27 protein-coding genes are annotated in these 24,838 nt (G+C 71.1%); 11 read left to right on the top strand and 16 right to left on the bottom strand.

What is annotated here, in order from left to right; genetic code table 11:
- Positions 1-10: 10 nt before the first annotated feature.
- From ACQPZF_RS01410 to ACQPZF_RS01400, 3 genes are all read left to right on the top strand, one after another.
- Complete coding sequence (locus tag ACQPZF_RS01410) at positions 11-814, top strand: class I SAM-dependent methyltransferase (RefSeq protein ID WP_433267413.1); 804 nt, start codon at positions 11-13, stop codon at positions 812-814.
- On the top strand, positions 811-2,619 hold the full coding sequence (locus tag ACQPZF_RS01405) for a S9 family peptidase (RefSeq protein WP_433267411.1): 1,809 nt from the start codon (positions 811-813) through the stop codon (positions 2,617-2,619). Before ACQPZF_RS01410 ends, ACQPZF_RS01405 begins: the two co-directional genes overlap by 4 nt.
- Positions 2,620-2,795: 176 nt before the next feature.
- Positions 2,796-4,001: a BtrH N-terminal domain-containing protein gene (locus ACQPZF_RS01400; RefSeq protein ID WP_433267409.1), complete on the top strand. Its 1,206-nt coding sequence runs from the start codon at positions 2,796-2,798 to the stop codon at positions 3,999-4,001.
- 180 nt (positions 4,002-4,181) lie between these two features.
- Here ACQPZF_RS01400 and ACQPZF_RS01395 read toward each other — a convergent pair whose 3' ends face one another.
- The 3 genes from ACQPZF_RS01395 to ACQPZF_RS01385 form a co-directional block, all read right to left on the bottom strand.
- Positions 4,182-4,658, bottom strand: coding sequence for a Dps family protein (locus ACQPZF_RS01395; RefSeq protein WP_433267407.1), 477 nt, complete (start codon positions 4,656-4,658; stop codon positions 4,182-4,184).
- Between the two features lie 16 nt (positions 4,659-4,674).
- Positions 4,675-4,935 (bottom strand): hypothetical protein, encoded by a 261-nt coding sequence (locus ACQPZF_RS01390; RefSeq protein ID WP_433267405.1) that lies wholly within the window; start codon positions 4,933-4,935, stop codon positions 4,675-4,677.
- Between the two features lie 137 nt (positions 4,936-5,072).
- Positions 5,073-5,633 (bottom strand): NADPH-dependent FMN reductase, encoded by a 561-nt coding sequence (locus ACQPZF_RS01385; RefSeq protein WP_433267403.1) that lies wholly within the window; start codon positions 5,631-5,633, stop codon positions 5,073-5,075.
- 80 nt (positions 5,634-5,713) lie between these two features.
- Here ACQPZF_RS01385 and ACQPZF_RS01380 point away from each other — a divergent pair, with 80 nt between their 5' ends.
- The gene (locus tag ACQPZF_RS01380; protein ID WP_433267401.1) at positions 5,714-6,781 is read left to right on the top strand and encodes an alpha/beta hydrolase; all 1,068 of its coding nucleotides are present in this window, start codon (positions 5,714-5,716) and stop codon (positions 6,779-6,781) included.
- Positions 6,782-6,895: 114 nt separating this feature from the next.
- Here the strand turns inward: ACQPZF_RS01380 and ACQPZF_RS01375 are convergent, their stop codons facing one another.
- Genes ACQPZF_RS01375 through ACQPZF_RS01365 form a run of 3 tightly spaced genes read right to left on the bottom strand, consistent with a single transcriptional unit; the run spans position 6,896 to position 8,254 of the window.
- Positions 6,896-7,648: a hypothetical protein gene (locus ACQPZF_RS01375; protein ID WP_433267399.1), complete on the bottom strand. Its 753-nt coding sequence runs from the start codon at positions 7,646-7,648 to the stop codon at positions 6,896-6,898.
- Positions 7,645-7,953, bottom strand: a complete 309-nt coding sequence (locus ACQPZF_RS01370) for a type VII secretion target (protein ID WP_433267396.1) — start codon at positions 7,951-7,953, stop codon at positions 7,645-7,647. Before ACQPZF_RS01370 ends, ACQPZF_RS01375 begins: the two co-directional genes overlap by 4 nt.
- Before the next feature lie 10 nt (positions 7,954-7,963).
- Positions 7,964-8,254, bottom strand: a complete 291-nt coding sequence (locus tag ACQPZF_RS01365; protein ID WP_433267393.1) for a YbaB/EbfC family nucleoid-associated protein — start codon at positions 8,252-8,254, stop codon at positions 7,964-7,966.
- Between the two features lie 83 nt (positions 8,255-8,337).
- Here ACQPZF_RS01365 and ACQPZF_RS01360 point away from each other — a divergent pair, with 83 nt between their 5' ends.
- On the top strand, positions 8,338-8,535 hold the full coding sequence (locus ACQPZF_RS01360; RefSeq protein ID WP_433267391.1) for a hypothetical protein: 198 nt from the start codon (positions 8,338-8,340) through the stop codon (positions 8,533-8,535).
- A gap of 54 nt (positions 8,536-8,589) precedes the next feature.
- Here the strand turns inward: ACQPZF_RS01360 and ACQPZF_RS01355 are convergent, their stop codons facing one another.
- Together ACQPZF_RS01355 and ACQPZF_RS01350 are read right to left on the bottom strand one after the other, a co-directional pair.
- Entirely contained in the window at positions 8,590-10,038 is a 1,449-nt protein-coding gene (locus ACQPZF_RS01355) for a catalase (RefSeq protein WP_433267389.1), read from the bottom strand.
- A complete protein-coding gene (locus tag ACQPZF_RS01350) occupies positions 10,035-10,469 on the bottom strand; it encodes a Fur family transcriptional regulator (protein WP_433267387.1) in 435 nt (144 codons plus the stop codon). Before ACQPZF_RS01350 ends, ACQPZF_RS01355 begins: the two co-directional genes overlap by 4 nt.
- 85 nt (positions 10,470-10,554) lie before the next feature.
- On the opposite strand from ACQPZF_RS01350, the gene ACQPZF_RS01345 reads away from it, so the two are divergent.
- Positions 10,555-11,739 (top strand): MFS transporter, encoded by a 1,185-nt coding sequence (locus tag ACQPZF_RS01345; RefSeq protein ID WP_433267385.1) that lies wholly within the window; start codon positions 10,555-10,557, stop codon positions 11,737-11,739.
- Here ACQPZF_RS01345 and ACQPZF_RS01340 read toward each other — a convergent pair.
- The 3 genes from ACQPZF_RS01340 to ACQPZF_RS01330 are packed head-to-tail and all read right to left on the bottom strand — an operon-like array spanning position 11,716 to position 15,489.
- Positions 11,716-13,146, bottom strand: coding sequence for a gluconokinase (locus tag ACQPZF_RS01340; RefSeq protein ID WP_433267384.1), 1,431 nt, complete (start codon positions 13,144-13,146; stop codon positions 11,716-11,718). The genes ACQPZF_RS01345 and ACQPZF_RS01340 overlap by 24 nt on opposite strands.
- 10 nt (positions 13,147-13,156) lie before the next feature.
- Positions 13,157-14,227: an aspartate-semialdehyde dehydrogenase gene (locus tag ACQPZF_RS01335; RefSeq protein ID WP_433267381.1), complete on the bottom strand. Its 1,071-nt coding sequence runs from the start codon at positions 14,225-14,227 to the stop codon at positions 13,157-13,159.
- Positions 14,224-15,489 (bottom strand): aspartate kinase, encoded by a 1,266-nt coding sequence (locus tag ACQPZF_RS01330; protein ID WP_433267379.1) that lies wholly within the window; start codon positions 15,487-15,489, stop codon positions 14,224-14,226. The genes ACQPZF_RS01335 and ACQPZF_RS01330 overlap by 4 nt, the downstream gene beginning before the upstream one ends.
- A 106-nt stretch (positions 15,490-15,595) precedes the next feature.
- Between ACQPZF_RS01330 and ACQPZF_RS01325 the strand changes: the two genes are divergently transcribed.
- Together ACQPZF_RS01325 and ACQPZF_RS01320 are read left to right on the top strand one after the other, a co-directional pair.
- Positions 15,596-16,801 (top strand): hypothetical protein, encoded by a 1,206-nt coding sequence (locus ACQPZF_RS01325; RefSeq protein ID WP_433274386.1) that lies wholly within the window; start codon positions 15,596-15,598, stop codon positions 16,799-16,801.
- Positions 16,801-17,364, top strand: a complete 564-nt coding sequence (locus ACQPZF_RS01320; RefSeq protein WP_433267377.1) for a nitroreductase family protein — start codon at positions 16,801-16,803, stop codon at positions 17,362-17,364. Before ACQPZF_RS01325 ends, ACQPZF_RS01320 begins: the two co-directional genes overlap by 1 nt.
- Positions 17,365-17,442: 78 nt before the next feature.
- Here the strand turns inward: ACQPZF_RS01320 and ACQPZF_RS01315 are convergent, their stop codons facing one another.
- On the bottom strand, positions 17,443-17,742 hold the full coding sequence (locus tag ACQPZF_RS01315; RefSeq protein ID WP_184695377.1) for a hypothetical protein: 300 nt from the start codon (positions 17,740-17,742) through the stop codon (positions 17,443-17,445).
- Between the two features lie 226 nt (positions 17,743-17,968).
- Between ACQPZF_RS01315 and leuA the strand changes: the two genes are divergently transcribed.
- On the top strand, positions 17,969-19,762 hold the full coding sequence (leuA, locus tag ACQPZF_RS01310; protein ID WP_433267375.1) for a 2-isopropylmalate synthase: 1,794 nt from the start codon (positions 17,969-17,971) through the stop codon (positions 19,760-19,762).
- 142 nt (positions 19,763-19,904) lie between these two features.
- Positions 19,905-20,462, top strand: a complete 558-nt coding sequence (locus ACQPZF_RS01305; RefSeq protein WP_433267373.1) for a DedA family protein — start codon at positions 19,905-19,907, stop codon at positions 20,460-20,462.
- On the opposite strand, the gene ACQPZF_RS01300 is transcribed toward ACQPZF_RS01305, so the two are convergent.
- Positions 20,446-21,045 (bottom strand): TetR/AcrR family transcriptional regulator, encoded by a 600-nt coding sequence (locus ACQPZF_RS01300; RefSeq protein WP_433267371.1) that lies wholly within the window; start codon positions 21,043-21,045, stop codon positions 20,446-20,448. The genes ACQPZF_RS01305 and ACQPZF_RS01300 overlap by 17 nt on opposite strands.
- A gap of 74 nt (positions 21,046-21,119) precedes the next feature.
- On the opposite strand from ACQPZF_RS01300, the gene ACQPZF_RS01295 reads away from it, so the two are divergent.
- The gene (locus ACQPZF_RS01295; RefSeq protein WP_433267369.1) at positions 21,120-21,683 is read left to right on the top strand and encodes a TIGR03086 family metal-binding protein; all 564 of its coding nucleotides are present in this window, start codon (positions 21,120-21,122) and stop codon (positions 21,681-21,683) included.
- A gap of 47 nt (positions 21,684-21,730) precedes the next feature.
- Here the strand turns inward: ACQPZF_RS01295 and ACQPZF_RS01290 are convergent, their stop codons facing one another.
- From ACQPZF_RS01290 to ACQPZF_RS01280, 3 genes are all read right to left on the bottom strand, one after another.
- On the bottom strand, positions 21,731-22,819 hold the full coding sequence (locus ACQPZF_RS01290; RefSeq protein ID WP_433274385.1) for an ABC transporter ATP-binding protein: 1,089 nt from the start codon (positions 22,817-22,819) through the stop codon (positions 21,731-21,733).
- 68 nt (positions 22,820-22,887) lie between these two features.
- The gene (locus tag ACQPZF_RS01285; protein WP_433267367.1) at positions 22,888-23,883 is read right to left on the bottom strand and encodes an ABC transporter ATP-binding protein; all 996 of its coding nucleotides are present in this window, start codon (positions 23,881-23,883) and stop codon (positions 22,888-22,890) included.
- 3 nt (positions 23,884-23,886) lie between these two features.
- Positions 23,887-24,834 carry an ABC transporter permease gene (locus tag ACQPZF_RS01280; RefSeq protein WP_433267365.1) on the bottom strand — a complete coding sequence of 316 codons (948 nt, stop codon included), beginning with the start codon at positions 24,832-24,834 and terminating at the stop codon, positions 23,887-23,889.
- Between the last annotated feature and the right edge of the window lie 4 nt (positions 24,835-24,838).

Below are 24,838 nucleotides of genomic sequence, written 5' to 3'. Positions count from 1 at the left end.
CGATCGTGGGATGGCAGATGATTTAGAGCGCACCGAACTCCGCCGGCGGACCTACGGAACCGGTGACCTCGGAACCATGTCGATCTTCGCCGGCGGTTTCATCAACTTCGGCTACTGGGACGGCATCCCACTGGACGGAGAACTCACCGTCGAGCAGCGGATCGCCTCGCAAGAGGCGCTGTACGACGTTGTGCTCGACGCATTGGACATCGCGGGGCAGCGGGTGCTCGAAGTCGGGTGCGGGCAGGGGGTGGGAGCCCGGCTGGTGCTGCGGCGCGAACCGGAGCTGTTGCGGGGCATCGACCTGATTTCCGAACAGGTCGACCGGGCCCGCGCGGTGAATCGGGACGAGCGGGTCGAGTTCGTCCTGGGCTCGGCGTCGGACATCCCGTTTGCCGACGACTCCTTCGACCGCTTGCTGTCCGTCGAGGCGGCTCAGCACTTCGAGGACTTGGCGGGGTTCGCGCGGGAGAGCGCGCGGGTGCTGGCACCCGGTGGGCGGCTGGCCGTGACCACGTTCTTCGCCAGGCACGACGATGCCGGGCCGGCGTTGGCCGAGCTGATCGAGACGTTCGCCACCGGGTTGGATCTGGCTCATCCGATCGGTCGGTTTACAGATGATCTGCGGGTCGCCGGTTTTGAGGATGTGCGCGCAGACAGTATTGGCGCACACGTTTGGGCGGGATTGGACCGGTGGATCGCGTTCGGCGAGTTCCGCGATCGGTGGGACCGGAACTGGATCCCGGCCACCGAGCGCGGCCTGGCGGACTACTACCTGGTCACCGCCCGGCAGCCGGCAGGATCGAAGGCGTGACGACGCACCCGACCGCCGAAGTTCCCGACCCGCTGTTCGACGACCCCGAAGCCGAGGCCCGCTGGCGGGAGCGGTTCACCGCGCCCCGGGTCAGCCTGCCCGGCTGGGCGGACGACGCGCCGGACCGCAGCCTGTACCTGTCGAACTCCAGCGGTGTCTGGGAGATCTACGCCTGGGACCGCGGCTCCGACACCCACCGCAAGGTGACCGACCGCCCGAACGGCACGTCCCACGCGGCGCTCAGCCCGGACGGCGAGACGATCTGGTGGTTCGCCGACAGCGACGGCGACGAGTTCGGCGTGTGGGTCAGCGAGCCGTTCAAGCCGGGCGCGGACGCCAAGCCCGCCGTCGAGGGTGTGCCGGCCGGGTACCCGGCGGGGCTGGAGATCGGGCACGAGATCGTGTCCGTCGGCACGTCCACCGACGACGGCACGGCGGTCTACGTGTCCCGCGCCGGCGGCCCGGCCGAGGTGATCTACGCGCACGAGAACGACGGCGGCGTGGCCGCGCTCTCCAAGGACGAGACGCTGCTGGCGCTGGCGCACTCCGAGCACGGCGACAACCGGCACACCGCGCTCCGCGTGGTCACCCCGGACGGCACGAAGGTCGCGGAGAAATGGGACGGCCCCGGCAAGGGCCTGGACGCCATCGCGTTCAGCCCGGTGCGCGGCGACAACCGGCTGCTGGTGCTGCACGAACGCCGCGGCAAGGAGGAGCTGCTGATCTGGGACGTCGCCGCCGACACGGAGACCGAGATCGGCGTCGACCTGCCCGGCGAGATCAGCGCCGACTGGTACGAGGACGCCACGGCGCTGTTGGTCGTGCACACGTTCAAGGCACGGAACACCTTGCACCGCTACGACCTGGAGACCGGCACTCTGTCTGCTTTGGACACTCCACACGGGACGGTCGGTTCGGCGAACGTGCGGCCGGACGGCGCGGTCGAGTACTCGTGGTCCTCGGCCGCGCGACCCGGTGTGGTGCGGGTCCTCGACGTGGACGGCGACGAGCGGGTGCTGTTGGCGCCCCAGGGGCACGAGGCTCCTCCGTCGGTCGAACTCCAGGACGTGTTCGTCGGTGACGTGCACGCCCTGGTCGCGCGTCCGGCGAACGCGCCGGACGGCCCGCTGCCCACGGTGTTCAGCCTGCACGGCGGCCCGCACTCGGCGGACGAGGACCGGTTCTCCGCCTACCGCGCGGTGTGGCTGGACGCCGGGTTCGCCGTGGTGCACGTCAACTATCGGGGCTCAACCGGTTACGGCTCGCAGTGGCGGGACGCCATCGAGGGCCGCCCCGGCCTGACCGAGCTGGAGGACGTGGCCGCCGTGCACGACTGGGCGGTCGGCTCCGGGTTCGCCGACCCGGCGAAGTGCGTGGTCAACGGCGCGTCGTGGGGCGGGTACCTGTCGCTGCTCGCGCTGGGCACCCAGCCGGAGCGGTGGGCGGCGGGCGTCGCGGGTGTGCCGGTCGCCGACTATCTGGCCGCATACGAAGACGAGATGGAGCCGCTGCGCGCGTTCGACCGGGCGTTGTTCGGCGGGTCGCCGGAGGAGATGCCGGACCGGTACCGGGAGTGCTCGCCGCTGACCTACGTGGACGCGGTGCGCGCGCCGGTGCTCGTGCTGGCCGGGGAGAACGACCCGCGCTGCCCGATCCGGCAGATCGACAACTACCTGGAGCGGCTGGCGGCCCGCGGCGCGGCGTACGAGGTGTACCGGTACGACGCCGGGCACGGTTCGCTGGTGGTCGCGGAGACCATCCGGCAGACGGCGGCGGAGGTCGCGTTCGTCCGGAGGGTGCTCTAGCCTGGCGTTCCGGCGCCGTCCCGCGCCTTACCTCCTGACCGGTCACCCACGCTGACCGGCGCCGCGGAGGCGAAGGGGATCTCGATGTCCTCGGGACGTGTGCCGCAGGCGTTGTCGTGCGCCCGGACGGTCGGGCGGGGCGTGGGGTCCGCTCCGGTCCGTCCTGGAGGCACGCGATGACCGAGCACAAGTCGTTCAAGCGCCTGGTGCGGAGCCGGATGGCCCGGACCGGCGAGACCTACAGCACCGCACGCCGCCACCTGCTGGGCGCCGCGCCGGACACGCCGGTGCGCACGGGTGGCGGCGTGGAGCACGCTTCCGCGCTGTTGCACAACGTGCTGCGGGGGCGGATCGGTGAAGCGATGCTCGCCGGGCTGGCCGGCGGGATCGGGTTCATGTACTTCGTGTTCGAGTACCAGGGCACGCACCCGACCATGACGATCGTGGCGCGGCACCACCCGGAGCCCTTCATCCCGGCGGCTCTGCGGCGGGCGGGGGTCGAGCACCGAATCCACCACACCACGTCGGCGCGCAAGGCCGAGGCGACGTTGCGGACCGCTCTCGATGACGGGCCGGTGATCTGCACCGTCGACCGGACCCGGCTGCCCTGGCACGGGTCGAGCGGCGAGTGGGGACCGGAGGCCTACCCGGTCGGGGTGCTGGGCATCGACGGCACCGAGGTTGTGCTGGATGACGAATGTGTGCACCCCAATCGTCTGCCGCTAAATGATTTCCTGGCCGCGTGGTCGGCGGACAAGAAGGTGAAGCACGAGCTGATCACGGTCGGGGGTGGTTATGAGCCGGATGTCGACGGGGCCATCGCCACGACCCGTGCTCATCTGACCGGGCCGGTGCTGGGCAACAACTTCGACGTGAACTTCGGGTTCTCCGGGATGCGGAAGCTGGCGGAGCAGTTGCGTGGCGACGGGAGGCAGAGCTGGATCAGGCGGTGGGCCGATCCGGCGGGGTTGTTCTTCGCGTTGCGGCGGCTGCACGACTGCTTGGAGGTGGAGTTCACCGGCCCTTCGGCGTCCCGGCCGCTGTACGCGGAGTTCTTGCGCGAGGTGGGACGGCCGGAGGCAGCCGGGCTGTTCGACGCGTCCGGGCGGGTCTGGACGGACATCGCCGACCGGGCGGTGGCGCTGACGCCCGCGCTGCTCGACTACGACGAGATCGTCACCGAGCGGCTGCGGCTCCAGCTCACCGAGGGTGCGGCGGCTTCGTCGGCCATCAGATCGTTGAACAGCCGGATTGTCGACCTGCAGAACAAGATGGCGAGCGATCCGCCGGCCGAGGATCAGGTCCGTGAGGCGTTGGGCGGTCTGGCCGCGCTGGCGGACCGGGCGCGCGAGCTGGAAGAGAGCGCTCTCACAGCGCTGTGACGACCCGGCTTTGACCAGGTACGGCTTGGCATGCGGAAGTAGAAACGTATGTGCGCCAATCATGGACAACTCCATGATTGGCGCACATACGGTCCGGTCGGTCGGCAGGCAAACAGTCGATACACGAACGGTCGGCAGGCCAACGATCCGCTCTCGGGCGCAGCGCGCCGTGTGCAGGGCTCAGGACTGCTGGGCCTGCCACATCCAGTGAGCCTGTTCGAGCTGCTTCGTGATCTCGATCAGCAGGTCCTGGGTGACCAGGTCGGACTTGTCGGTCTCGTCGATCCGGGCACGCAGCCGCTCGATGAGCTTGGCGAGGGCGACCACGACGGCGGCCACCACGTCTTCCTCCTTGAGCCAGTTCTCCGGGAACTCCGGCACCCCCGACGACTCGGCGACGGTCTTCGCCTTGCCGTTCGGCGAGATGCCCAGCGCGGAGGCGCGCTCGGCCACTTCGTCGGTGTAGGTGCGGGCTGTCGTCACCAGTTCGTCGAGCTGGAGGTGGACGCTGCGGAAGTTCTTGCCGACCACGTTCCAGTGCGCCTGCTTCGCGCTCAGCGAGAGGTCGATCAGGTCGACCAGCGTCGCCTGCAGCACGGCGCCGACCGACGCCTTGTCCGCCTCGCTGAGCGGGCTGGTGATCGGGGACTTGCTCATGGTGCTAGCGCCTCCTTCAGACGGTGGCGGTCAGGGCCACCTCGATGTTTCCGCGCGTGGCGGTGGAGTACGGGCAGATCCGGTGGGCCTCGGCCACCAGGTCGTCCGCCACGGATTGCTCCACGCCGGGGATGTGCGGGTGCGGGTCGACGGCGCGTTGGAAACCGCCGCTGCCGTTCGAGCGGCTGCCGTTCGAGCCGAAGCCGTCCGGGGAGCGGATCACGCCGTTGCGGCCGTCGCCTGCCGCGACCGCCTCCGCCGTGTAGCGCACCTGCATGAACGCTCTCCTCGAAGCCGGTGGGGTGTCCACCCAGCTCGACGCCCGGCCGGAGCCCGACCACACCCGGCCGTGTGGCCGCTCACGCCGGACGGGGCTTGCCCGCCCGGACAGGACTTACCCGCTCAGTAGAACCGTCAACCGGCATGTGACGCGGCGAACTCGGCCACCTGTCGCCCGATCGTGCGCAGATTGTCCGCGACCGAGTGGTCCGAGCAGCCGCCTTCGAGGTCGAAGTCGACCTCGCGCGAGTTGATCGCCGAGCCCAGCGGCGTGGGCCAGCCGCGCAAGGCGTGCACGATCGAGCGGAGCGCGGTCAGGGTGGTCACGGACGCCTGCCAGCCCTGCGCCGCCGCGACGCAGCCGACGGCCCGGCCGTCCAGGTACGGGCGCGGGTCGGTGCGCAGGTCCTCCACGTAGTCCAAGGCGTTCTTGACCAGGCCGGACACCGTGCCGTGGTAGCCGGGTGAGACGAGCACGACGCCGTCCGCCGCGCGCAGGGCGTCGACCAGGCGGCGGGCGTTCTCGGGGCGGTCCGGGATGGCGGGGTCGTAGAACGGCAGCACCAGGTCGGGCCCGGTCACCTCGATGATCTTGGCGCCCGCTTCCGCCGCGCCGGCGAGCGCGATCCGCATCGCGCGCTCGGACTGCGAGTTCGGACGCAGCGAACCGCCGATGCCCACCACCGTGACCGTCATGGTCACGATCCTGCCAGCTCGACCTAGCTGGAGGTCCACTAGCTGGGCCGCTGGACATACCCGCGAGTAACGTGCGTCTCATGTCGAAGCTCGCCGAGTCGCTGCCCCCCGGTGTCCTGGCCGGAGCCCTGCGCTTCCTGTTCGGCCTGCCGGCGCCGCTGCGCAGACTGATCGCCGGCCGCCCGATCACCTTGGACGGCCAGCGCCTGCACCCCGAGGCCCAGTTGCTGCTCCGACTCCAGCAGCTCAGCGGCGAGGACTGGCAGACCACCACGCCCGCCGCCAACCGCACGGCGTTGACCAGGAGCACCGCACTCGTCTCCGGGCCGATCGTTGACGGGCTGACGGTTCGCGCGGTCTCCATGGACGGCGTCGCCGGGCGGTTCTACACGCCGCACGGGCTGCCCGAGGGCTCGCCGCTGCTGGTCTTCTACCACGGTGGGGGGTGGGTCAGCGGCGATCTCGACAGCCACGACAACCTGTGCCGGTTCCTGGCCGCGGAGGCCGGCGTGCGAGTGCTGTCGGCGGACTACCGGCTCGCGCCCGAGCACCCGTTCCCGGCGGCGGCGGACGACGCGCGCACCGCCTACGAGTGGGCCGTGGCGCACGCGGCGGAACTGCGCGTCGACCCGGCGCGCATCGCGTTGGGCGGCGACAGCGCGGGCGGCAACCTGGCGGCCGTGACGGCACTGCACGCGGGCGACGTGAAACCGGTGTTCCTGCTGCTGTTCTACCCGGCGGTGGACGCGACCGTGCGGCGGCGGTCGCGGGAGCTGTTCGGCAACGGGTTCTTCCTCACCGACCAGAAGATGGACTGGTTCCTGGACCACTACGCGCCGTCCCGCGACTCGCACACCGATCCGCGGCTGTCCGTGTTGCTGGCGGAGGACTTGAGCGGGCTGCCGCCGACCTACCTGGCCACGGCCGGGTTCGACCCGTTGCGGGACGAGGGCGAGGCGTTCGCGGAAAAGCTTGCTGCGCAAGGGGTTCCGGTGGTGTTGCGGCGGTACGAGGGACTGTTCCACGGCTACGCGAACATCCTCGGCGTGGGTGGGGTGTTCCGGGAGGCGGTCGCGGAGGCCGTGGGCGCGCTGCGCACCGGGCTGGCGCTGGCGAACACGCGGCAGGGAATCGCCGAGACGGCCTGACGCGACGACCCGGAACCAGGGCCGCCCTCGGCTTCGAGGACGGCCCTGGGCAGTCGAACGGTCCGGAAGTCAACGGTCCGCAAGTCAACGGTCCAGGAGTCAACAGTCCGGGAGTCAACGGCCTTGCTGGCCTCCGCCGCCGGGCTCGGAGGCTTGAGCCTCGCCGGTCTGGGTGTCGGGAGAATCGGCTCCGCCCTCCGACGCCTCGCCCTCCGACGCCTCACCCTCCGACGTCGCTCCACCCGCGCTGGCGGAATCCGAACCACTGCCGGCGGTGGGCTCCGAGGACGCCATCATCGCCTCCAGCCCCTGCTCCATCCGGTCGACCTCGTCCTGCACCTCCAGGCACATCTTGATGACCGCGATGGCCGCCTGACTGACGATTTCCTCGGCCGCGTCGATCCCCTCCACCGCAACGGGGTTGTCGAAGAGCACGCCCTCCAGCACCAGCTTCACACCGGCGCTGACCTCCGGACTCCCGGTGACGCCCATGATCTTCTGCGCGGCGGCGGTGACCAGGGCGTCGAGCTTCCCCTCGACCGTCTCCGCTTCACTGATCAGCGCCGCCAGCCGGCGGCGTTCCTCGTCCAGCTCGGCGAGATCCGCCTCGATCTCCTTGCGCGCCGCGTCCGCCGCCGAGCCTTCCGACGCCCCGCTCTGCTCGGCCAGAGCGGCCTTCTCCTGGTCGATCGCCTCGTCCAACTGGTCCAGCGCGGCACGGGCGGCCGTGATGAACGCTTCGACGTCCTCCGGCCGGTAGTCGATGGTGGTCACCGCGGTCGCCGGGTTCTCCTGGCCGATCTGCCTGGCGGCGGAGGCCAGTTCCTGGCAGGACTCGTAGGCCTTCATGACCTCGGGGTGGCTCACCGCGCACCCGCCCGGTTGAGGTGCGCCGTGCCGGCGGCGTCGGACTCGTCGTACGCGTCGGCGTCCCGGCCGATGCGGTCCGCGATGTCGGACAGCCGGTCGCGCCGGTGCCGCAACCGCTCGGTGCGGCGGGACAGGGCCGCGTCGAAGATCGCCGCCAACCGGGTCGCGGGACCGGAGGAGCCGAACGCCCCCGCCGGCACCGTCACCCCGGCCAGCGTGCTCGCGACGGCGTCGACCTGCTCGCCCGCCTGCCGGAAACCGTTGGCCGCCTTGCGCATCCGCGCCGTGTCGGCTGTGAACACCGCTCCCCCTTCACTCCGTGCCCAAGTGGTAGGAACGCCTTTCGGCGACCAGTTCGCGGGCGTTGCGCTGGGCGTTCGTCGCGGCCTCCAGCACCGCGTGCGCCAGCACCTTGGGGTCGACGCGGCCGACGAGCGTCGCGTTCACCGCGACCTCCACGACCGCCGCCGAGGTGTCCACGCCGATCTCGACCAGGCCGTTGGCGTCCCTCCCCGAGACCACCCGACCGGCGAGTTCGCGCTTGAGCGCCAACCGCGCCCGCTCACGCCGTTCGGCGCGCGCGGCCATCTCCTCCAGGCTCATCGCGTTCCCCCAAGTCCCCCGCGAACCGGTCCGGCCACCGTAGTCTCGGTGACGTGGACTTGGCGGGTGGTCAGGGATTTTGGGTGCGCGTGAGGCTGGGCGATGCGCCGTCCGGCGCAACGGTTCCCGCCCTCGGCCCGCCGGAGTGGGTGCGCGCCACGACGCGCGCCGCGCGCCGGCCGGACGTCACCGAGGGCGAGGCCCGGCAGACGTGGCTGGTGGACTCGTTCGACCTCGTCGTGCCGCGCTATCCGTGGCAGCGCGACACCGACGGGGCATAGCGAAGGGGAAGGGACGCCGGAACGCCCCTCCCCCTTCCGTGGTGGGAGCCGGGTCTACTCGGCGAAGGCCGCGGCGATCTTGTCGCCGGTCTCCTTGTCGATGTTGCGCCAGTACTCGAAGACGCGCTCCAGCACCGGGGCCGAGACGCCGTTGCCCGCGTGGGCGATCACGGTCTGCACCAGGCGTTCGCGCTGGGCGTCGTCCATGACCTCGCGGATCAGCGTGCCGGCCTGGCCGAAATCGTCGTCCTCCGCGTGCAGCTTGTACGCCGAGCGCACGGCCGCGTCCTCGACGCCGTACGCCGACGTGGTCTCGCCGGCCGCGGCGACCGAGGCGTGCGGGCCGCCGTAGGAGTTCGGCGCGTACACCGGGTCGGTGGCGTTGGCGTAGGCCATCGCCCCGTCCTTGGAGTACGAGTTCACCGGGGACTTCGGGCGGTTGACCGGAAGCTGCGCGTAGTTCGCGCCGATGCGGTACCGGTGGGCGTCCGGGTAGGCGAAGATGCGGCCGATCAGCATCTTGTCCGGGGACGTGCCGATGCCCGGCACCAGGTTGGTCGGCTCGAACGCGGCCTGCTCGATCTCCGCGAAGTAGTCGGCCGGGTTGCGGTCCAGCACCAGCTTGCCGACCGTGATCAGCGGGTAGTCCGCGTGCGGCCACACCTTGGTCAGGTCGAACGGGTTGAAGCGGTAGGTCGCCGCGTCCGCGTACGGCATGACCTGGACCTTGAGCGTCCACGACGGGAACTCGCCGCGCTCGATGGCGTGCCACAGGTCGGCGCGGTGCGCGTCGGCGTCCTCACCGGCGATGCGGGCGGCCTCGGCCGACGTCAGGTTCTCGATGCCCTGGTCGGTCTTGAAGTGGTACTTGACCCAGAACTTCTCGCCGGCCGCGTTCTCCCACAGGTACGTGTGCGAGCCGTAGCCGTTCTGGTGCCGCCACGTCCTCGGGATGCCCCGGTCGCCCATCAGCCACGTCACCTGGTGCGCGGTCTGCGGCTGGAGGGTCCAGAAGTCCCACTGCATGTCGTGGTCGCGGCGGCCGGTGTCGGCGCGGCGCTTCTGGGAGCGGATGAAGTCCGGGAACTTGATCGGGTCGCGCAGGAAGAACACCGGCGTGTTGTTGCCGACGAGGTCGTAGTTGCCCTGCGTCGTGTAGAACTTCAGCGCGAAGCCGCGCGGGTCGCGCCAGGTGTCGGGCGAGCCCAGCTCGCCGGCGACGGTCGAGAAGCGCAGCAGCGTCTCGGTCCGCACGCCCGGCTGGAACAGCGCCGCCTTGGTGTAGCGGCTGACGTCCTCGGTCGTCTCGAAGTGGCCGAACGCGCCGCCACCCTTGGCGTGCACGACCCGCTCGGGCACGCGCTCCCGGTTGAACTGCGCGTTCTTCTCGATCAGGTAGTGGTCCTGGAGCAGGATCGGCCCGTTGGCGCCCAGGGTCAGCGAGTGGTCGTCGCTCGCGACCGGGATGCCTGCGTTGTTGGTGGTGTGACGCGGTTCGGTCACGCTGGTAGCTCCTTCTTGGGGGTGCGGCAGTCGGGGCACAGACCCCAGAACAGGACCTCGGCCTCGTCGACGGCGAAGCCGGCCGTGTCGGAGGGCTCCAGGCAGGGCGCCGCTCCGTGGACGCAGTCGACGTCCTCCGTCCGCCCGCACTGCCGGCACACGAGGTGGTGGTGGTTGTCGCCGGTCCGCGTCTCGTACCGCGCCGGGTGCCCGGCGGGCTCCATGCGGCGCAGCAGGCCGGTCCGCGAGCACGCGTTCAGCACGTCGTAGACGGCCTGCGTGGACACGGTCCCCAGCCGCGCCCGCACCCCGTCGGCGACCTGGTCGGCCGTCGCGTGCGGGTGTTCGGCGAGCCACTCCAGCACCGCGAGCCGGGGCGCGGTGACGCGCAGCCCGGCGTCCTTGAGCAGCTCACGTGGTCCTGGGGTCATTGCTCCACCACCTCACCATGTTTTCTGGAACGAGTCAAGAAAACGAGCGGTTAAACCTCTTGCCCGGACGAGTGAAGATGGGCGGGTGAACCTCGCCCCCTACCTCGCCGTCCTGCGCACGCCTCGGGTGCCCTCCCTGATGCTCCTGATGCTGTTCGCCCGGATACCGGCGACCGCCGCGGGCATGACCATCACCATGCACGTCCTGCTCAGCCTCGAACGAGGCTACGGCGCGGCGGGCCTGGTCGGCGCGATGGCGACCATCGGCATCGCGGTCGGCGCGCCGCTGATGGGACGCCTCACGGACCGCCGCGGCCTGCGCGCGATGCTCCTGCTCTCGCTCGTCTCCGAGGGGGTGTTCTGGTTCGTCGCGCCGGCGCTGTCGTACCCGGTGCTGCTGGTCACGTGCTTCGTGTCCGGCATCGCCGTGATGCCGGTCATGCAGATCGGCCGCCAGATCACCACCGCGCTGGTCGGCGAGGCGGGCCGGCGCACGGCGCTGGCGATGGACTCCATGGCGGTCGAGGTGGCGTTCATGGCGGGGCCGGCGCTCGGGGTGTTCCTGACGACGCAGTGGCACAGCCGGGTCGCGATGTGGGCCATCGGCGTGTCCATGGTGGTGTTCGGGCTGGTCCTGTACGCCGTGAACCCACCGGTGCGGGAGGACGTCGACCACGGCGCTCCGGTGCCGCGCCGGGAGTGGTTGACCGGGCGGGTGGTCGGCGTGCTGATCAGCGCGGGCGGTGCGACGTTCGTGCTGTCCGGGGTCGAGGTCGCGGTGGTCGCCAGCATGCGCGGGCTGGGATTGACCGACTGGACGGGCGCGCTGATCGCCGTCATGTGCGTGTCGTCGCTGGTCGGCGGGTTCGTGTACGGCGGTCTGCACCGGGTTCCGCCGGTGTGGGCGCTGATGGGCGTGATGGGGGTGCTGGCCGTGCCGATCGGGTTGTTCGGGTGGTCGCCCTGGGTGCTCGCGATCGCGCTGGTGCCGACGAACTTCCTCTGCGCGCCGACGATCGCGGGGACCGGCGAGGCGATCACGCGGCTGACGCCGGGGTCGGCGCGGGGCGAGGCGATGGGGTTGCAGGGGTCGGCGTTCACCCTCGGCGCGGCGTTGGGCGCGCCGCTGACCGGGTTCGTGATCGACCACTCCTCACCGGGGTGGGGCTACTGCGTCGCGGGGGTGGGCGCGGTGGCGATCGCGGCCGGGTCGCTGCTGCTCGGCGCGTCGGCCAAGCCGCCGGTGTCAGTAGCCGAGGTCGTGAAGTGACTGGTAGAGGCGTTCCACGGCGGGGCGGCGGGCGGCGTAGAGGCGTTGGGCCGCGTCATCCGGGCGGATCGTCTTCGTCGGCTTGATCAGGGAGGCGGCGGCGGCCAGGTCGGGCAGCTCGCCCAGCGCGTGCCAGCCGAGCAGGCCCGCGCCGACGCCGGAGCCCTCGCTGTCCTCGGCCAGCTCCAGGTCCAGGCCGAGCGCCGACGCCAGGACGCCCGCCCACAGGTCGCTGCGGAACGCCCCGCCGGTCACCCGGACCGAGTGCACCTCGGCCACCGAGCGCACCGCGTCCAGGACCAGGGCCAACTGCTGCGCCACGCCCTCGATCAAGGCCCTGGCGATCTCGGCTCGGCCGTGCTCGCGGCGCACGCCGATCAGCGCCGACCTCGCGTCCGGATCCCACCAGGGCGCGCGTTCCCCCAGCAGGTAAGGCAACGCGATCACGCCGGCCGCGCCCGCGGGCACCAGCGCGGCCTCCGCGAGCAGGGTTTCCACGTCCGTCCGGAACGTCTCGGCCGCCCACTGCGCGACCACACCGCCATTGCTGACGGCACCGCCCAGCACCCACAGGCCGTCCGCGACGGCGTAGCAGAAGACGCGGCCCAGCGGGTCGACGGCCGGCCGGTCGCGGACGACGCGCAGCGCGCCGCTGGTGCCCAGCGACACCGCCGCCACGCCCGGCGCGACCGCGCCCACACCGAGGTTCGCCATGGGACCGTCACCGCCGCCGAGCACCACGGGGGTGCCGAGCGGGATGCCGGGGATGTCGCACGTCAGGGGGAACGAGTCGGTCGGCGCGTGCAGCGGTGGCAGCTCCTCGGGGGTGATGCCGGCGAACGCCAGCGCGTCCGGGTGCCAGGCCAGCGTGTGCAGGTCCATCAGGCCGGTCGCCGAGCCCGACGAGTGCTCGGTGACGAGGTGGCCGGTCAGGAGCCGGGTCACGTAGTCCTTGAGACCGCACCAGGTGTGGGCGGTGACGCCCCGCCCGGTGAACCACGCCAGCTTGACCAGCGGCGACATGGTGTGGATCGGGGTGCCCGTCCGGCGGTGCAGGAAGGCGCCGTCCGGGGTGCCGCGGAGGCGGTTGACCTCGTCGACCGCGCGGTTGTCGGCCCAGCTCACGGACGGCGTGACCGGGACTCCCGCGGAGTCCAGGCCCAGCAGCGTGTGCATCGCGCCGGTCAGCGACAGGGCGCGCACCCGGAGCCCCAGGGCGCCGACCTCGCGCAACGCCTCCAGCGCGGCGGACCAGACCTGGACCGGGTCGTGGGTCGCCTCGCCGGAGGGCGTGGTGCGCATCGGGTAGCCGTGCTCCGCCGATGCCACCACGCCCGCGTCCCGGTCCACCGCGATGACCTTGGTCGAGGTCGTGCCGAGGTCCACCGCGAGCACTACGTCCGCCATGGCGGCGAACCTACCGCCGGTCGGCCAGTTCCTCCGCGATCTCGTACGTGTTCAGCGCCGCTCCCTTGCGGAGGTTGTCCCCGCACACGAAGAAGTCCAGCGTGTTCGGGAAGTCCAGCGCCTGGCGCACCCGGCCGACGTAGGTCGGGTCCTCCCCGACGACGTCCGCCGGGGTCGGGAACTTCAGCGCCGCCGGGTCGTCCACCAGCACGATGGTCGGCTGTTCGGCGAGGATCTTGTGCGCCTGCTCGACCGTCACCTCGCGGGCGAAGGTCGCGTGCACGGCCAGCGAGTGCGTCGTCACCACGGGGACGCGGACGCAGGTCGCCGACACCTTCAGGTCGGGGATGCCGAGGATCTTGCGGGACTCGTTGCGGACCTTCAGCTCCTCGCTGGTCCAGCCGTCGTCCTTCAGCGACCCCGCCCACGGCACGACGTTGTACGCGAGCGGCGCGGGGAACGGCGACTCCGACAGCGGCAGGCCGGCCGCCTCCAGGGCCTCCCGCACGTCGCCGGCGCGGACGCCGACTTCCTTGCCCGCCAACGCTTCCAGCTCGCCGTAGAGCCGGTCGACCGCGGTCTGGCCGCCACCCGACGCCGCCTGGTAGGACGCCACCACGAGTTCGCGCAGCTCGAATTCCCGGTGCAGGGCCCCGAGCGCGGCCATCATGGACAGCGTCGTGCAGTTCGGGTTCGCGATGATCCCCTTGGGGCGCGAGGAGATCCGGTCCGCGTTCACCTCGGGCACCACCAGCGGCACCTCCGGGTCCATCCGGAACGCGCCCGAGTTGTCGACGGCGACCGCGCCGCGCGCCGCGGCGATCGGGGCCCACTCGGCGGACACCTCGTCCGGCACGTCGAACATCGCGACGTCCACGCCGTCGAAAGCCTCCGGCGACAGCGCTATCACGGTCAGTTCGGCATCCCGAACGGTGATCTTCTTTCCCGCCGAGCGCGGCGAAGCGATCAGCCGGATCTCACCCCACGGCACGGACGGGCGGCCGTTGATGATGTCGATCATGACGGTGCCCACGGCGCCGGTGGCGCCGACCAGGGCCAGACAGGGCTTCGTCCCGCTCATCGTCCACTCCCCGCGTACACCACGGCCTCTTCGTCCCCACCGAGTTCGAACGCGTCGTGCAGCGCGCGCACCGCGTCGTCCAACTGCGTGTCACGGCAGATCACCGAGATCCGGATCTCCGACGTGGAGATGATCTCGATGTTGACGCCCGCGGAGGCCAGCGCCTCGCAGAACGTCGCGGTCACGCCGGGGTGCGAGCGCATGCCCGCGCCGATCAGCGACACCTTGCCCACGTGCTCGTCGTAGAGGACCTGCTCGAAGCCGATCTCCTCACGCGCCTTCTCCAGCGCCGCCACCGCGCGCGGGCCGTCGTCCTTGGACAGCGTGAACGTCACGTCGGTCCGGCCGGACACGGCCTGCGACACGTTCTGCACCACCATGTCGATGTCGAGTTCCGCCTCGGCCACCACACGGAAGATCCGCGCCGCCACGCCGGGGTGGTCGGGCACGGCGGTCACGGTGACCTTGGCCTCCGACCGGTCGTGCGCGACGCCGGTGATCATCGCCTGTTCCACGGGTAGGTCCTCCACTGACCCGGACACGATGGTCCCGGGCTTGTTGCTGAACGAAGATCGGACGTGCACCGGAACGCCGTAGCGGCGGGCGTACTCGACGCAGCGGAGCATGAGCACCTTGGCCCCGCACGCCGCCATTTCGAGCATCTCCTCGTAGGTGATGGTCTCCAGCCGCTTGGCGTTCGGCACGATGCGCGGATCGGCGGTGAACACGCCGTCCACATCGGTGTAGATCTCGCAGACGTCGGCCTTCAGGGCAGCCGCCAGCGCGACCGCGGTGGTGTCGGTGCCGCCCCGGCCGAGCGTGGTGATCTCCTTGCTGTCCTGGCTCACGCCCTGGAAGCCCGCGACGATCGCGACGGCCCCGTCGGACAGCGCGTCCTGGATGCGGCTCGGCGTCACGTCGATGATGCGCGCCTTGCCGTGCACGGACGTGGTGAGCACGCCGGCCTGCGAGCCGGTGTAGGAGCGCGCCTGGGCGCCCAGCGAGTGGATCGCCATCGCCAGCAGCGACATCGAGATGCGCTCACCGGCCGTGAGCAGCATGTCCATCTCGCGGGCGGGCGGCACCGGGGACACCTGGCGGGCGAGGTCGAGCAGCTCGTCGGTCGTGTCGCCCATCGCCGAGACGGCCACCACGACGTCGTTGCCCGCTTTGCGGGTCGCGACGATGCGCTCGGCCACCCGTTTGATCCGCTCGGCGTTCTCGACCGAGGAACCGCCGTACTTCTGGACGACGAGCGCCACAGATCCTCTCCCTCCGAGCCGATGCCGTGAGCGGGAAACCCCAGCTTGGGGGCAGAGTACCCGGACCGGGGAGTGGGCAGCGGCCACCGTGACGGGCACTACCCTCATGGCCGTGTCCACCGCGGAGGCCGTTCACGTGGAGCCCGAGGACGCGCCGTCGGCGCGCGAGCGGCTGGCGCGCGCGGCCAGACACCGGGTGACCCTGGCGCTCGCGCCGGGCGTGCTCTACCTGGTGGTGCGGGAAGTCGGACTGTTGGTGCTCAGACTGATGGCCGACAGATGGGACAAGGAAGTCACCCGGGCGCTCACGTCCTGGGACGGGCAGTGGTTCCTGGGCATCGCCGAGGGCGGCTACGGGAACGTGCCGTCGTGGCTGGCGGACGCGTTCCGGCGGCGCACCGACGAGACGCCGCTGGCGTTCTTCCCCGGCTACCCGGCCCTGGTGCGGTGGGTGGACGGGCTGCCGGGCATCGAGGCGGTCGACGCGGCGTTCACGGTGAGCCTGGTCAGCGGGGTGTTCTGCGCGTACGGCCTGCACCGGCTGGGTCAGCGGGTGTTCGGCGGCTCGTACAAGGCGGGGCTGTACCTGGTCGTGCTGTTCGCGGCGTCGCCGATGGCGATCGTCTTGTCGATGACCTACTCGGAGGCGACGTTCTGCGCGCTGGCCGCGTGGTCGCTGGTGGGCGTGGTCGAACGGCGGTGGGTGCTCGCGGGCCTCTGCTGCGCGGCGGCGGGGTTGGTGCGGCCGACGGCGGCGGCGCTGGTCCTCGCGGTGTGCGCGGCGGCGCTGGTCGCGATCGTGACGAAGCGGGACGGCGCGCGGCCGTGGATCGGCGCCGCGATCGCACCGCTGGGTCTGCTCGGCTACCTCGGGTACGTGGCGGTGCGCACCGGCCAGTGGGACGGGTGGTTCGCCGTGCAGCAGCGCGGGTGGGACTCCCGGTTCGACGGCGGGGCGGCGACCTGGCGATTTGCGCTGGTCGTGCTGGGTGACCCGCGGTCGGTGCTGGAGCTGGCCACGGTGTGGTTCCTGGTCGTGGCGATCGCGCTGGTGGTGCTGAGCGTGCGGCGCGGGCTGGAGTGGCCGCTGATCGTGTACGGCATCGGCGTGCTGGCGATGGACCTCGGGTCGAACGGGCTGATGAACTCCAAGGCGCGGCTGCTGCTGCCCGCGTTCACCCTGCTCATCCCGGCGGCGCTGGCGCTGGCGCGGCGGCGGACGACCACGGCGGTGGCCGTGCTGGCGGGAGTCGTGGTGTTCAGCGCGTGGTTCGGGGCGTACGCCATCACGGCTTGGCAGTATGCGATCTGATGGAACTGCACCCGATCATCGCCCAGCGCTGGAGCCCGCGCGCGTTCGACCCGGAGGCGACCGTTGACGCCTCGATCGTCCGGCTGCTGATGGAAGCCGCCCGGTGGGCTCCCTCGCACGGCAACACGCAGCCCGCGCGGTTCATCGTGGGGTATCGCGGGGACGAGACCTTCCAGCGGATCTACGGCACGCTGCGGCCCGGCAACCAGTCGTGGGCGGGGCGGGCGTCGGTGCTGGTGGTCGGGGCCCGGGTGACCGGTGACGAGCGCGGGCCGATCCCGAACACCGAGTACGGGCTGGGGCTGGCCGTGCAGAACCTGGTGTTGCAGGCCGTCCACCTGGGGCTGGTGACCCACCAGATGGGCGGGTTCGGCAAGGAGGCCGTGGCGGAGGCGTTCGGGCTGCCGGAGGACGTGGTGCCGGTCGTGGTGGTGGCGATCGGGTATCTGGGGGACGTCAACGATCTGCCCGAAGACCTTCAGGCGCGAGAACGTCGTCCGAGAGAGCGTCGCCCGCTCAACGAAATTGTGTTCACAGGGACCTGGGGAAAGGGTTGGCAGTAGTTCAAGCCTGATTTCCCGGCGATCGGAACGTGTGATCGCCGGGAAATGAGGCTCGGCCTATCGACGCGAGGTCGCGGCTTACCTGGCTACTACGCGGGCCAAGAGGCCGGTCACTACCAGCCAGAAGACTGCCGCGAGGCCGTAGTTGACGATGACGTCCAGGTTGGCGTTGCCAAGCTGGAACAGGCCTGGGAAGAACAGCGCCAGCGGCTCGGCGAGCTGCTGGATGAAGCGGAAGAACGCGTTGGCCTGGTTCGCCCCGAAGAGGATCATGAGGATGTAGAGCACCTCGATGAGCGCGAACACAGCGCCAACACCGCTGATCACTCGGGCAGCGGTGAAGCTGCCGCTGCGCGTTGAGGTTCGCCATCTCGACATGCACAAGGCGTGCCCGGTCCACGATCGAGCGAAACACGAACGGGTGAAGTTCCACCATCTGGGCGCTCGGTTCCACCCTGCGCCGAAATCCGGTTAGGCTGTCGGCGTGGCACGTGCCCTCCTGCTTCGCCGCCGTGACGGGGTCTGATCAGACCGGCCCCCCGTCGCGGGATCGAGCGTTGCCGCCGGTCGTCATCCAGAAACGGCCAGCAGGAGCCTCCCAGCCATGACGACTTCACCGGACGCGTACACCTCGGGCGTCAGCCGGATCCGTCCCCCCGCCCGCCCCGCCCCGGCCGACCAGCCGGTGTGGAACCCGCAGCGCGGCACCTCCATGCCCGTCCACCGCTACCGCCCGTTCCACGAGGTGGTCGAGACCGTGGACGTGCCCGACCGCACGTGGCCCACCAAGCGGATCACGCAGGCCCCGCTGTGGTGCGCGGTCGACCTGCGGGACGGCAACCAGGCGCTGATCGACCCCATGTCGCCCGCCCGCAAGCGCAAGATGTTCGACCTGCTGGTGCGCATGGGCTACAAGGAGATCGAGGTCGGCTTCCCGGCCGCCTCGCAGACCGACTTCGACTTCGTCCGCGAGATCATCGAGGACGGCGCGATCCCTCCGGACGTGACCATCCAGGTGCTCACGCAGTGCCGCCCCGAGCTGATCGAGCGCACCTTCGAGGCGCTGCGCGGCGCCGGCCGGGCGATCGTGCACTTCTACAACTCGACGTCCGTCCTGCAACGCCGGGTGGTGTTCAAGTCCGACCGCGAGGGCATCAAGAAGATCGCCACCGACGCGGCGGCGTTCGCCCTGGAAGAGGCGAAGAAGTACCCGGAGACGGACTTCCGCTACGAGTACTCCCCCGAGTCGTACACCGGCACCGAGTTGAGCTACGCGCTGGAGGTGTGCGACGCGGTGTCGGGGATCATCGCGCCGACGCCCGAGAAGCCGCTGATCATCAACCTGCCGGCGACCGTCGAGATGGCCACGCCGAACGTCTACGCCGACTCGATCGAGTGGATGTCGCGCAACCTGGCCCGCCGCGACTCGATCATCCTGTCGCTGCACCCGCACAACGACCGGGGCACCGGCGTGGCCGCCGCCGAGCTGGGCTACCTGGCGGGCGCGGACCGCATCGAGGGCTGCCTGTTCGGCAACGGCGAGCGCACCGGCAACGTGTGCCTGGTCACGCTGGCGATGAACCTGTTCAGCCAGGGCATCGACCCGCAGATCGACTTCTCCGACATCGACGAGATCCGCCGCACCGTCGAGTACTGCAACCAGCTACCGGTCGCCGAACGCCACCCGTACGGCGGCGACCTGGTGTTCACCGCGTTCTCCGGGTCGCACCAGGACGCCATCAAGAAGGGCTTCGAGGCCCTGGAGGACGCCGCCAAGGCCGCCGGGCAGCACGTGGACGAGTTCCCGTGGGAGGTCCCGTACCTGCCGATCGACCCGAAGGACGTGGGCCGCAGCTACGAGGCCGTGATCCGGGTCAACTCGCAGTCCGGTAAGGGCGGCGTGGCGTACCTGATGAAGACCGAGCACCACCTGGACCTGCCGCGCCGGCTCCAGGTCGAGTTCTCGCGGGTCATCCAGGAGGTCACCGACACGCAGGGCGGCGAGATCTCGCCCAAGGACATGTGGGACGCGTTCTCGCTGGAGTACCTGGACGGGGCCGTGCCGCTGAAGCTGGTGCGGCAGAAGGTGTCCGGCGACGGCAGCGGCCACGAGACGATCAAGGCCGTGGTGGTCGTGGACGGTGAGGCGCAGGAGATCACCGGCACCGGCAACGGGCCGATCGCGGCGTTCGTCGACGCGCTGGCGGCGGTCGGCTTCGACGTGCGCGTGCTGGACTACTTCGAGCACGCGATGTCCTCCGGCGACGACGCCCGCGCGGCGGCCTACCTGGAATGCGCCGTGGGCGACCGTGTGCTGTGGGGCGTGGGAGTCGACTCGTCCACGGTCTCCGCGTCGCTGCGCGCCGTCGTCTCGGCCCTGAACCGGGCCCACCGCTAGACCTTCGCGGAGTGACCGCCCGGGACCGGTTCCGGGCGGTCCGCCGGTTCACCGGGTGCCGCCGACGGGGCGTCCGGCTGAACGTTTCCTGAAGACGCCGCCCGGCCAGGAGTGATCAGGAACCCGGTAGCGTTCCCCGATCATGACCGCCCTCCTGGTCCTGTTCGTGGTCGCCGCCGTGCCGCTGGCCCCGACCGAGGCCGTGTTGATCGGCTGCGGCGTGCTGGCGGCGTCCGGCGAACTGCCGTTGGCCGGGGTGATCCTGGTGGCGGCGGTGGGGTGTTTCGTCGCCGACATCGTCAACTACTCGCTCGGCCGCAGCGCGGGGATGCGGGCGCTGCGCCGGTTCAGCCGCAAGCCGGGGTCGCGGGCGGTGGTCGAGTGGACGGCGTCCAAACTGGCCAGTCGCGGTGAGCCGATCCTGGTGGCGGTGCGGTGGGTGCCCGGCGGCGGGCTGGTGGGCGCGTTGCTGGCCGGGTCGCTGCGGTGGCCGAGCCGGCGGTTCGCGCCGGTCGCGCTGGCCGGGGCCACGCTGTGGAGCGGGTACACGGCGTTGATCGGGTACTTCGGCGGTCAGGTCGTCGACGACCCGCTGGTCGCCATCGCGCTGTCGTGGGGTGTGGCGATGCTGATCAGCGTGCCGGTCGGGATGGCGGTGAAGGCCGCGCAGCGCAAGGTCGTGGTCACGGCCGCCGGGTAGCGCGGTCCAGGGTGTCGCGGACCGCTGTCCGGGCACGGCGGTAGGCGTCCGGGTCGTCGTGGAGCACCGACTGGGCGTTGGCCATCTCCAGGAACGCGATCAGCTCGAACGCCAACTGCGCCGGCTCGACCACCAGGTCCGGCACGGCCGAGATGGTCGCCACGACCAGGTCGTTCCAGCCCTTCCCGTACTCCGCGACGGTGTCCCGCACCCGCCCGTGGCGGGCGTCGAACTCCGCCTGCACGGCGTAGAAGAAGCACCCGCCGGGGAACGTGCGGCGCTCCGAGTAGTCCAGCCACCCGGTGAGCAGCAGCTCCAGGCGCGCCAAGCCCGGCGGCACGGCCGACGCCGGTTCCACCACCTCCGTCAAGAAGATCTTCGCCGCCGCCCGGACGGTGGCGAGCTGCAGCTCCTCCTTCGAACCGAAGTGCGCGAACACGCCGCTCTTGCTGACCTCCAGCTCGGTCGCGAGCCGCCCGATGGACAGCCCCTCCAAGCCCTCCACCGACGCGATCTCCGCCGCCCGCACCAAGATCTGCCGCCGCGTCTGCTCGCCCCGCTCCACCCGACCGTCGACCTTCACACCGCCCACGCTAGCCCCCTTGACCACTCGCAAACTAATTGTACGATCGTTCGTACAACTTCCAAGGGGGACCAATGGACCTGCTGGACCTGAACCGCGCCGCCATCGACGTCAACGTCCGGCTGACCGGCAAGCTCGAACCGGCGCACTTCGACCTGGCCACGCCGTGCGCCGGGTGGACCGTCCGGGACCTGTTGCAACACCAGGTCGACATGTCGCTCAAGTTCGACGCCGGGGCACGGGGCGGCGAAGCCCGCGCGCAGGCGGACGACGACCTGGTGGTCGCCTACCTCGTCGCGAGCGACCAGGTCACGGAGTCGTTCCAGGCCGCCGGGTTCCTCGACCGGGAAGCCGAGTTCCCCGGTTTCGGCACGCACCCGGGCCGTAACCTCGTCGGCGCGCACTTCGTGGACAACCTGGTGCACTCGTGGGACCTGTGCCGGGCGCTCGGCATCGACAGCACGCTGGACGACGAGTTGGCGCTCGCCGCCTACAAGATGGCCCGCCACTACCCCGCGACGCCGGACGTCCGGGGCCCCGGCGCGGCGTTCGGGCTGCCGCTGGACGTGCCCGAGGACGCCTCGCTCACCGACCGGCTCGTCGGGCTGCTCGGCCGTTCGCCGGACTGGCGGGCCTGAGCACGGTGCGGGGGCGCCTGAAGAGGGGTGGCGCCCCCGCACGGGGCTCACGGGTTGAGCGCCTCCGTCACCGACGCCGGGCCGACCAGCGGGATGTCCGGCGAGATGCCGTCCTCCTCCACCAGCACGGCCTCGACCTCGTGCGGCCGGATGCGGCCCGCGCGGATGTCCTCCGCCCAGTGGCACGCGACCCGGTGGCCGGGCAGCACCTCACGCATCTCCGGCCGTTCGGTCGAGCACTTCGTCTCCTGCTTCCACGGGCACCGGGTGTGGAACCGGCAGCCCGACGGCGGGTTCGCGGGCGACGGCAGGTCGCCCTTGAGCAGGATCCGCTCCCGCCGGTCCTCCACCTCCGGGTCCGGCACCGGGATCGCCGACAGCAACGCCCTGGTGTACGGGTGCAGCGGCTCGGCGTAGAGGTCGTCCGAGGTCGCCTCCTCCACCAGGCCGCCCAGGTACATCACGCCCACCCGGTCGGAGATGTGCCGCACCACGGCCAGGTCGTGCGCGATCACCAGGTAGGTGAGGCCGAACTGGTCCTGGAGCTCCTCCAGCAGGTTCACCACCTGCGCCTGCACCGACACGTCCAGCGCGGACACCGGCTCGTCGGCGATGATCAGGTCCGGTTCGACCGCCAGCGCGCGGGCGATGCCGATGCGCTGCCGCTGACCGCCGGAGAACTCGTGCGGGTACTTGCGCAGCGACGTGGACGGCAGGCCGACCGCCGACAGCAGCTCGCGCAGCCGCTTGCCGGTCGACTCCTTGCCCTTGTCCAGGTCGTGCGCCCGCAGGCCCTCGACCAGGATCGACTCCACGGACTGCCGGGGGTCCAGGGACGACATGGGGTCCTGGAACACCATCTGCATCCGCCGCCGCATGGTGCGCAGCGACTCGCCCTTCAGCGTCGACAGGTCCGTGCCGTCGAACACCACCCGGCCGGCGGTCGGCTCGGTCAGCCGCAGGATCGCCCGCCCGAGGGTGGACTTGCCGCAGCCGGACTCGCCGACCAGCCCGTAGGTCTCGCCGCGCCGGACGCCCAGGTCCACCCCGTCCACGGCGAACACGTGCCCGACCGTGCGGTCGAGCAGGAGTCCCCGCTTGATCGGGAAGTGCACCTTGATGCCGTGCACCGACATCAGTTCGTCCACAGTGGACTCCGGGGCCGCCGGCGGACCGCTGTCCGGGCGCACCTCGCTCTGCGGGCTCACACCGACACCTCCTCGACCACCGGAGGCTGGACCGGGTTGTGGCAGCGCAACAGCCTGCCGCCGCCGATGTCCTCCTGCGCGGGCGTGACCTCGACGCACACGTCCAGCGCGTTCGGGCAGCGGGGCGCGAACGCGCACCCGTGGTCCCACGGGATGTTGTCGGCCACCGATCCCCTGATGGGCGACAGCTTCTCGCCGCGCGGCGCGTCCAGGCGCGGGATCGAGGTCAGCAGCCCGTGCGTGTACGGGTGGCGCGGCGCGGCGAACAGGTCGTGCCGCTCCGCCTTCTCCACCACCCGGCCGCCGTACAGGACGTTGACCTCGTCGCACAGCCCGGCGACCACGCCGAGGTCGTGCGTGATCATCACCAGCGCGGTGCCCAGGTCCTGCACGAGTTCCTTGAGCAGCGCCAGGATCTGCGCCTGGATCGTCACGTCCAGCGCGGTGGTCGGCTCGTCCGCGATGAGCAGCCGGGGCCGGCACGCCAGCGCGATCGCGATCAGCGCGCGCTGCCGCATCCCGCCGGAGAGCTGGTGCGGGTACTCGGAGAGCCGCCGGGACGGGTCGGGGATGCCGACCTTGTCCAGCAGGTCCGCCGCCTCCACCATCGCCTGCTTGCGCGACATGTCCCGGTGCCGCTCCAGCACTTCCGTCACCTGCACCCCGATCGGGATGACCGGGTTGAGCGAGGACAGCGGGTCCTGGAACACCATGCCGAGGTCGCGACCACGCCGGTCGCGCATCTCCCGGTCCGACAAGGAGAGCAGGTTCGTGCCCTCGTAGTCCACCGTCCCGGAGACGCGGGCGCCGCGCCGCGGCAGCAGACCCATGATCGCCAGCGACGTCACGGACTTGCCGCACCCGGACTCGCCGACCAGGCCGACCGTCTGGCCCGGCTCCACCTCGAAGCTCACGTGGTCGACGGCGGTGAAGGGCTGCTCCCCCTTGCGCTCGAAAACCACGGTGAGGTCACGCACTTCCAGCAACGCCATGACTCACCGCCTGCTCTTGGGGTCGAGGGCCTCGCGCAAGGTCTCGCCCATGAGGGTGAAACCCAGCGCCACCACGATGATGCAGCCCGCCGGCCAGAACGCGAGGTGCGGGTGCGTGTCGAACACGTTCTGCACGTCGCCCAGCATCTGGCCCCACTCCGGGATCCGGTCGTCCGGGTTGCCCAGGCCGAGGAACGACAGCGCCGCCGCGTCGATGATGGCCGTGGCCAGCACCAGCGTGGACTGCACGATCACCGGGCCGAGCGAGTTGGGCAGCATGTGCCGGAACACGATCGCGCCCGGCTTCACGCCCAGCGCGGTCGCCGCCAGCACGTGGTCGCTGTGCCGCTGCGCCAGCATCGAGCCGCGCAGCAGCCGGGCGAACACCGGGATCTGCACCACCGCCACCGCCACGATCACGGTGTACTGGTTGGGGCGCGCGAACATCGCGCTGATGCTGAACGCCAGCAGCAGGCTGGGCAGCGACAGCATGACGTCGACCACCCGCATCACGACCGAGTCGACCCAGCCGCCGAACGCGCCGGCCAGCGTGCCCAGCGTCAGCCCGCCCGCCAGCCCGATCAGGGTGGCCAGCACGCCGACGATCAGCGTCTGCTGCGAGCCGACCAGCAGGCGGGAGAAGAAGTCCCGGCCCTGGAGGTCGCCGCCGAGCACGTGGCCCGGCTGGGGTGGCGGGATCTCGTTGCGCGCCTTGACGACCTGGTCGATCAGCATCGCCTCGGACGGGTCCTGCGGTGCCAGCCACGGGGACAGCAGGGAGACCAGCACGAACAGGGCGATGATGACCGCGCCGGTGAGGAACACCGGGCTGCGCCGCAGTTGCCGCCACGCGCTCGCGGCCAGGCTGACCCCGGCGTCCGAGGACGTCTCGGCCAGCGCGTCGATGCGGTCTTTCTTCCCGCGGCCGAGTTTCTGGGTTGGAGTGACCATCGCG

The sequence above is a fragment of the Actinosynnema sp. CS-041913 genome, from assembly GCF_050942485.1.
GTDB lineage: Bacteria > Actinomycetota > Actinomycetes > Mycobacteriales > Pseudonocardiaceae > Actinosynnema.
The sequence above is the reverse complement of the archived record's forward strand: the minus strand, read 5'-3'. Positions and strand labels throughout refer to the sequence as shown.